Below are 6,293 nucleotides of genomic sequence, written 5' to 3' on the forward strand. Positions count from 1 at the left end.
GTGCCGGTGCCGGCCACGGCCGGAGCCACCCAGCCGAAGTACACATATCCCACTCCGAGCAGCGGATACGACCGCCACCGCGATCCGATGGTGCCGGCCGTAAGGAACGCCGCGATCAGCGACAGGAAGACCGGGCCGTACCCGTAGCCGCGGATCGTGTACGTCGCGGTCGCAGCGAAGACGATCAGCAGCACCGTCGTCGGGTAGCTCCGCCGCAGCAGCAACACGACCGGACCGGTCACGAGCAGGCCGTATGCGAACGCGTCGAGGGGCACGGTCAGTGGCTGATGGCTGTTGGCCGGGGGACTGCCGGCCACTTGGAGAACCGCGATCACGACCGCCACCGTCACGTCGGCGCGGGACGGCATCCGGCGCGGCACAGGAGCGGGCACTGCCACAGTCCGAACCTAGTCCGCGGTATCGCGCGCTGTCATCGTCCGCTGCGCGTAACCGAAATGACGCGCGCAGGCCGAGGCGCCGGACCGACGGCGGCGCGCACTCTCGGAGCATGTCGAACGAAATCGTGGTCACCGATCGGATCACCAAACGATATGGCTCGCAGACGGTCGTCGACTCGGTCGATCTGCACGTGCGTGGCGGTGAGGTGTACGGATTCCTCGGCCCCAACGGCGCCGGAAAGACGACGACGCTGCGGATGCTGGTCGGACTGGTCCGTCCCACCACCGGATCGGCGAGGGTGTTCGGTCGGCCCCCCGGCGATCCGGCCGCCGCGGCCCGGACAGGCGTCCTCATCGAGTCGCCCGGCTTCTACCCGTACCTGTCCGGGCGGGAGAACCTGCGGGTGCTGGCGCGGTACCGCGGGCTCGGCGAGAGGGACGTCGACGACGCGCTGCACCGCGTCGGACTGGCCGAGCGTGCCGCCGACCGCTACCGCACCTACTCGCTGGGTATGAAGCAGCGGCTCGGTGTGGGCGCGGCGCTTCTCGGCGAGCCGGAACTGCTGATCCTCGACGAACCGACGAACGGCCTCGACCCCGCCGGAATGGCGGAGATGCGCGTGCTCGTCGTCGCACTCGCCGACCACGGCCACGCGGTGCTGCTGTCGAGTCACATGCTCGCCGAGGTCCAGCAGGTCTGCGACCGGGTGGGCGTCATCTCGCACGGCAGGCTGGTGACCGAATCGACAGTCACCGAACTGCGGGGAGACAGCCGGCTGCTGCTGCGCGCCGAACCCCGCGACCGGGCGTACGCGACGGTTGCCGAGTTCGTCGAGCCCGCTGCGATCGGCCGGGACGGTGATGGGCTCGTCGTCGACATCGCGGCCGGCCGGACCCCCGTGCTCGTGCAGCGCCTGGTCGATGCGGGTGTCGACGTGTACGAGCTGACCCGGCGCGAACGAACCCTCGAAGAAGTCTTCTTCCAGATGACGGCGGACGTGTTCGAAAGCGAGGAGTTGTCATGAACAAGCTCATCGCCGGGGCGCGGGCGGAGTTCGTGCGCCTGCGGATCTGGCCGACGATGTGGGTGTTGCTCGCGTCGTGGATCGTGCTGAATCTGGTGTTCCTGTACGTGTTCGACTACATCACCTACAAGACCGGCGGGACGACGAGCATGTCGAGTAACGCGCCCGCCGACGTGCTGTTGAACCGGATGCTTCCCGCCGCAGTGCCGTCGGTGTTCACACAGGGTATGGCCATGTTCGGGGGCGCGTTGATGCTCATCCTCGGTGCGCTCACGGTCGGTAGCGGATACGGCTGGGGCACCTGGAAGACGGCATTCACGCAGGGGCCGTCCCGTACGGCGGTGCTCGGCGGCACCCTGGCGATGCTGGCGGTGGTGGTGCTGGCACTGGTCGCGGTCGTAGCGGTGATCGATCTCGGTGCGGCCACGCTGATAGCGAGCATCGAATCTCGTTCCGCGGCGCTGCCCGCGCCGGGAGAACTGCTGCGTGCGGTCGGCGCGGGGGCCCTGATCCTGGGGATGTGGACGAGCGCGGGGGTCCTGCTCGGCGCGATCGCCCGCGGACCGGCGTTGTCGGTGGGACTCGGCCTGGTGTGGGTGCTGGTCGTCGAGAACCTGCTGCGAGGCGTCGGTGCCGTGCTCGAACCGGTAACGGTCGTCACCGATCGGCTGCCCGGAACCGCTGCCGGATCGCTGGCCGGAGCCTTGCGCGACGGCGGGGGAGACGCCACCCCCGGCGTCGTGGACATCCTGAGCGGCCCGACCGCCGCGGGCGTGCTGGCCGTCTACCTCGTGGTGTTCGGTGCCGGCGCGGTGTGGTGGATGCGCCGCCAGGAGATGTGACCGCGCACGGCGCGGCGAGCGTCAGGGCTGACCGGGCAGCGCCACCGTCGGTGGTGTGATGCCGAGAGCCGACCGCCACCACGCCGCGCGCAGCGCCGCCTCGGTGAGCGCGTCGATCGCGGTGGCCCGGGCGGGTTCGCTGCGTGCGCGCTCGACGACCGAACGCCACGCGGTCGCGGTGTCGGATTCGATCTGCACGGCCAGTTGTGCGGCGCCGACCGGATCGGTCACGGGGAACGGCACCGTGTACCCCGGCGCGGCGACCGGGGGTTCGAGTCCGGCGGCGCGCAGGGCGTCGATCGTTGCGTCCCGGCGTGCGCGGTGCGCGGCGGTGTCGGCCGAGACCTGTTCGGCCCGCGACGGATCCGCGAACGCGGCGACCAGTCCGTACCCGAACACGGCGGCGTGCTCGGCGGCGAGCGCCTCGATAAGGGATCGCTGTTCGGGTCCGGGTTCGGGAGAGCTCATGGGAGCAGCACCGCCGTCTCGACCGCGCACGCAGCACTGATCGACGCGAGCAGGCCGGAGCGATAACCCTGCAGGATCCGGGCGAGATCGGCGGCGCTGCGCTGCGAGCGCTGCAACCCCTCGCGCAACAGTTCGACGGTCGGCTGCTCACCGGTCGCGGCGGCCGTCGTGGTCGCGGCCGACGAGGGGTCGGTCGGGGTCGTGCCGGCCAGGCGGGCGACCTCGGCATCGAGGACCTGCGCGTGCTCGGCGCGCTCGGTTCCGATCGTGGTGAGCGCCTCCGCGCGGTCCGGGTGGAGGGCGACGAGCGCGGTCGCGGTCGCGGCCTCGGCGCGGGCCCGGGCGGCCTGCGCGATCAGGGGATCCGGCTCCGGCTCGGAGTCGTCGTCGGTAATTGCGCACCCGGCGGCACCGAGAACTCCGACACCGCCGAGCGCGGCCGAGGACCACCGCAGCAGGGTTCGTCGGGAGACGGTAGGAGGTATGGCTGGCATCGGCACCGGACCATCGTGCCAGCACCGGATGATCGGTCCGGACAGCGGCCTGGTCACGGCACACCGGAAGGGGCGTTACGCTGGATGCCTGCCGGTTCGTCTGTCGAACCGGCCTACTGTCAGCTGCGACCACAACTGAACGAGGAGCCCGTCGCCATGCCTGTGCCGCCACCGGAGAGGATTGTCGAGCTCGTCTCCGACTTGCTCGCCAGTCAGGGATACGACCTCGAGGATGTCGTGGTGACCGCGGCAGGCAAGCACAGCACGGTGCGGCTGATGGTCGACAGCGATGCCGGTCTGAGCCTCGACGAGGCCGCCCGGCTCAGTCGTCTCCTGTCGGACTCGTTCGATGCGGTCTCGGAGTTCGGGGAATCGCCGTACGTCCTCGAGGTCACCAGTCCGGGTATCGGGCGGCCGCTCACTCTCGATCGGCATTGGCGACGCGCGCAGGGGCGTAAGGCGAAGGTCGAACTGGCCGACGAGACGATCGTCGGGCGGATCGGGGAGCTGATCGGCGACGAGATCCGCCTCGTCGTACCGGACCGCTCCGGACCGGTCGTGCGCGGGATCCCGCTCGCCGAGATCCGTAACGCCGTGGTGGAGGTGGAGTTCTCCCCTCCGAACCCGCGCGAACTGGAACTGGCCGGTGGCCTGCCCGACGGGCGCGTGGCAGCGGGCGAGATCGACGAGACCGACGAGGAGCCGGCCGACGAAGACGGCACGGCCGACGGCAGCAACGAAGAAAACGAAGCGAGGACGGACAAGTGAATATCGAGATCGCGGCTCTGCGAATGCTGGAGTCGGAGAAGAACATTCCGTTCGAGGAATTGATCGAGACGCTGGAGACGGCGCTGCTCACGGCGTACCGGCACGTCGACGGCCACCAGCCCCACGCGCGGGTCGTGGTGGACGTCAAGACCGGCGCCATCCAGGTGCTCGCCGAGGAACGCGACGCCGATGGCAACCTGGTGTCCGAGTGGGACGACACTCCGGAGGATTTCGGACGGATCGCCGCGACCACCGCACGCCAGGTCATCATGCAGCGCATCCGCGACGCGGAGCACGAACAGCGTTTCGGTGAGTTCTCCACCCACGAGGGAGAGATCGTCAGCGGTGTCGTGCAACGCGATTCGCGCGCGAACGCCCGCGGCATGGTGGTCGTCAAGATCGGTGGTGAGACGTCGTCGACCGAAGGTCTGCTTCCTCCCGCCGAACAGGTACCGGGCGAGACGTACGAGCACGGTGACCGCATCAAGTGCTATGTGGTGGGCGTGTCCCGCGGTCAGCGTGGACCACAGATCACGTTGTCGCGTACTCATCCCAACCTGGTCCGGAGGCTCTTCGCCCTCGAAGTGCCGGAGATCGCCGACGGGTCGGTGGAGATCGTGGCGGTGGCCCGCGAATCCGGGCACCGTTCGAAGTTCGCCGTGCACTCACTCGTGCCGGGACTGAATGCGAAGGGCGCCTGCATCGGCCCGATGGGCCAGCGAGTCCGCAATGTCATGCGTGAACTCGGTGAAGAGAAGATCGACATCATCGACTACGACGAGGACCCGGCGAAGTTCGTCGGCAACGCGCTGTCGCCGTCGAAAGTGGTTTCCGTCACGGTTGTGGACCCGGAGACCCGGGCAGCGCGCGTCGTCGTCCCGGATTTCCAACTGTCTCTCGCCATCGGCAAGGAGGGGCAAAATGCCCGACTTGCAGCGCGCCTGACGGGGTGGCGCATCGATATTCGCAGCGACGCCGCACCCACCGACACGGGGGCGGCAGGCACGGCGCCGACAGGCGCGTAGTAGTGGAATGCACGGTTCCGCACAAATCAGCGGTAGAGTGGTCGATGGTTCAGCATGACCTGCCCTCGGCCGGCCGGGACCGCACCGGTCCGGTGCGCACCTGCGTCGGGTGTCGGCAGAGAACGCTGGCTGCCGAATTGCTGAGGATTGTGGCGCGAGAGCAGGGGCCGGACGGTTTCGCTCTCGTCCCGGATCCGGGGCACAGGCTTTCCGGGCGAGGTGCATGGTTGCACCCGAATCCGGACTGTCTGGGCCAGGCCGCTCGGCGTCGAGCATTCGGCAGAGCACTGAGAGTGTCCGGAACCCTGGACACAGCGGCGCTCGATCAGCTGGTCGGGTCCGCGACGGAGAGACCACGCGACGTGACCGTTACCGGAGAGCACGCAAGTCCGGACGGCGCATCGCAGTGAGATCGACGGCGGGGAGCACCAACAGTGACATCGAACTCTGAGAAGAACAGGCACGAACACTCATGAGCACACCGTGAAGCACCAGCGATGAACGTCCATCGGAGATAACCCGAGGTCGTGCGGGCATTGGCCGCTCGACCTCACCAGTGAGGAGAGCAGTGGCAGGCAAGGCCCGCGTGCACGAGTTGGCAAAAGAACTCGGTGTCACAAGCAAGGAACTACTCGCACGCTTGAAGGAGCAGGGCGAGTTCGTCAAGTCCGCGTCGTCGACAGTGGAACCGCCGGTCGCGCGTCGACTGCGCGAATCGTTCGGCAAGAAGCAGAGCGAAGCCCCGGCGGCCCCATCGACCGCCCCCACCCCCGGTCCCAAGCCGGGTGGACCCCGACCGGGCCCACGCCCGGCGGCACCGGCTGCGGCTGCCCCGGCGCCCGCGCCGGCTCCCGCAGCGAAGGAACCCGCGGCGAAGGAACCCGCAGCGCCGGCACCGGCCGCTGCACCGGCTCCTCAACCCACCGAGGCTCCTCAACCCACCGAGGCTCCGCGCCCGGCCGCGGCATCGCGTCCGAAGCCCGGCGCCCCCAAGCCCGCGGCACCGAAGCCGGCGCCGCAGGCCCCGGTCGTCGAGGCGCCCGCCGCGAGCGCAGCACCGCAGGCTCCGGCACCCGCTCCGAAGCCGGCAGGTCCGCGTCCGGGCCCCAAGCCCCCGCGTGTCGGTAACAACCCCTATTCCTCGGCACCGACCGAGCGTCCCGCGCCGCGTCCGGGCGGTCCGCGTCCGGGTCCGGGTGGCCCGCGTCCCGCACCGGGACAGGGCGGCCCCCGCCCGACTCCCGGTCAGGGACGTCCCGCGGCCGGTCCGGGT

8 protein-coding genes and 1 pseudogene are annotated in these 6,293 nt (G+C 69.7%); 6 read left to right on the plus strand and 3 right to left on the minus strand.

What is annotated here, in order from left to right; genetic code table 11:
• Positions 1–398: pseudogene (locus Q8814_RS23570) on the minus strand (histidine kinase); the annotation flags it as partial.
• Between the two features lie 110 nt (positions 399–508).
• On the opposite strand from Q8814_RS23570, the gene Q8814_RS23575 reads away from it, so the two are divergent.
• A complete protein-coding gene (locus Q8814_RS23575) occupies positions 509–1,423 on the plus strand; it encodes an ABC transporter ATP-binding protein (RefSeq protein ID WP_330154397.1) in 915 nt (304 codons plus the stop codon).
• Entirely contained in the window at positions 1,420–2,265 is an 846-nt protein-coding gene (locus Q8814_RS23580; protein ID WP_330154398.1) for an ABC transporter permease, read from the plus strand. The genes Q8814_RS23575 and Q8814_RS23580 overlap by 4 nt, the downstream gene beginning before the upstream one ends.
• Before the next feature lie 21 nt (positions 2,266–2,286).
• Here Q8814_RS23580 and Q8814_RS23585 read toward each other — a convergent pair whose 3' ends face one another.
• The gene (locus tag Q8814_RS23585; RefSeq protein WP_330154399.1) at positions 2,287–2,733 is read right to left on the minus strand and encodes a ferritin-like domain-containing protein; all 447 of its coding nucleotides are present in this window, start codon (positions 2,731–2,733) and stop codon (positions 2,287–2,289) included.
• Positions 2,730–3,227 (minus strand): hypothetical protein, encoded by a 498-nt coding sequence (locus tag Q8814_RS23590; protein ID WP_408015975.1) that lies wholly within the window; start codon positions 3,225–3,227, stop codon positions 2,730–2,732. The genes Q8814_RS23585 and Q8814_RS23590 overlap by 4 nt, the downstream gene beginning before the upstream one ends.
• 156 nt (positions 3,228–3,383) lie before the next feature.
• Here Q8814_RS23590 and rimP point away from each other — a divergent pair, with 156 nt between their 5' ends.
• From rimP to Q8814_RS23610, 4 genes are all read left to right on the plus strand, one after another.
• Positions 3,384–3,995, plus strand: a complete 612-nt coding sequence (rimP, locus tag Q8814_RS23595) for a ribosome maturation factor RimP (RefSeq protein WP_330154401.1) — start codon at positions 3,384–3,386, stop codon at positions 3,993–3,995.
• Complete coding sequence (nusA, locus tag Q8814_RS23600) at positions 3,992–5,020, plus strand: transcription termination factor NusA (RefSeq protein ID WP_330154402.1); 1,029 nt, start codon at positions 3,992–3,994, stop codon at positions 5,018–5,020. Before rimP ends, nusA begins: the two co-directional genes overlap by 4 nt.
• 44 nt (positions 5,021–5,064) lie before the next feature.
• Positions 5,065–5,430: a YlxR family protein gene (locus Q8814_RS23605; protein ID WP_330154403.1), complete on the plus strand. Its 366-nt coding sequence runs from the start codon at positions 5,065–5,067 to the stop codon at positions 5,428–5,430.
• 158 nt (positions 5,431–5,588) lie between these two features.
• The coding region (locus Q8814_RS23610) for a translation initiation factor IF-2 N-terminal domain-containing protein (protein ID WP_330154404.1) at positions 5,589–6,293 on the plus strand (705 nt) is incomplete at its 3' end.

Origin of the sequence: Rhodococcus chondri (assembly GCF_036327435.1) — a bacterium.
In the GTDB taxonomy this organism is placed as follows: Bacteria; Actinomycetota; Actinomycetes; order Mycobacteriales; family Mycobacteriaceae; genus Rhodococcus; species Rhodococcus chondri.

Bases quoted from the DNA above. Each gene is read 5' to 3' on its own strand.
- Q8814_RS23580 (WP_330154398.1), top strand. From the start codon at position 1,420: ATGAACAAGCTCATCGCCGGGGCGCGGGCGGAGTTCGTGCGCCTGCGG.
- Q8814_RS23575 (WP_330154397.1), top strand. From the start codon at position 509: ATGTCGAACGAAATCGTGGTCACCGATCGGATCACCAAACGATATGGC.
- Q8814_RS23585 (WP_330154399.1), bottom strand. From the start codon at position 2,733: ATGAGCTCTCCCGAACCCGGACCCGAACAGCGATCCCTTATCGAGGCG.
- Q8814_RS23605 (WP_330154403.1), top strand. From the start codon at position 5,065: ATGGTTCAGCATGACCTGCCCTCGGCCGGCCGGGACCGCACCGGTCCG.
- rimP (WP_330154401.1), top strand. From the start codon at position 3,384: ATGCCTGTGCCGCCACCGGAGAGGATTGTCGAGCTCGTCTCCGACTTG.
- Q8814_RS23590 (WP_408015975.1), bottom strand. From the start codon at position 3,227: ATGCCAGCCATACCTCCTACCGTCTCCCGACGAACCCTGCTGCGGTGG.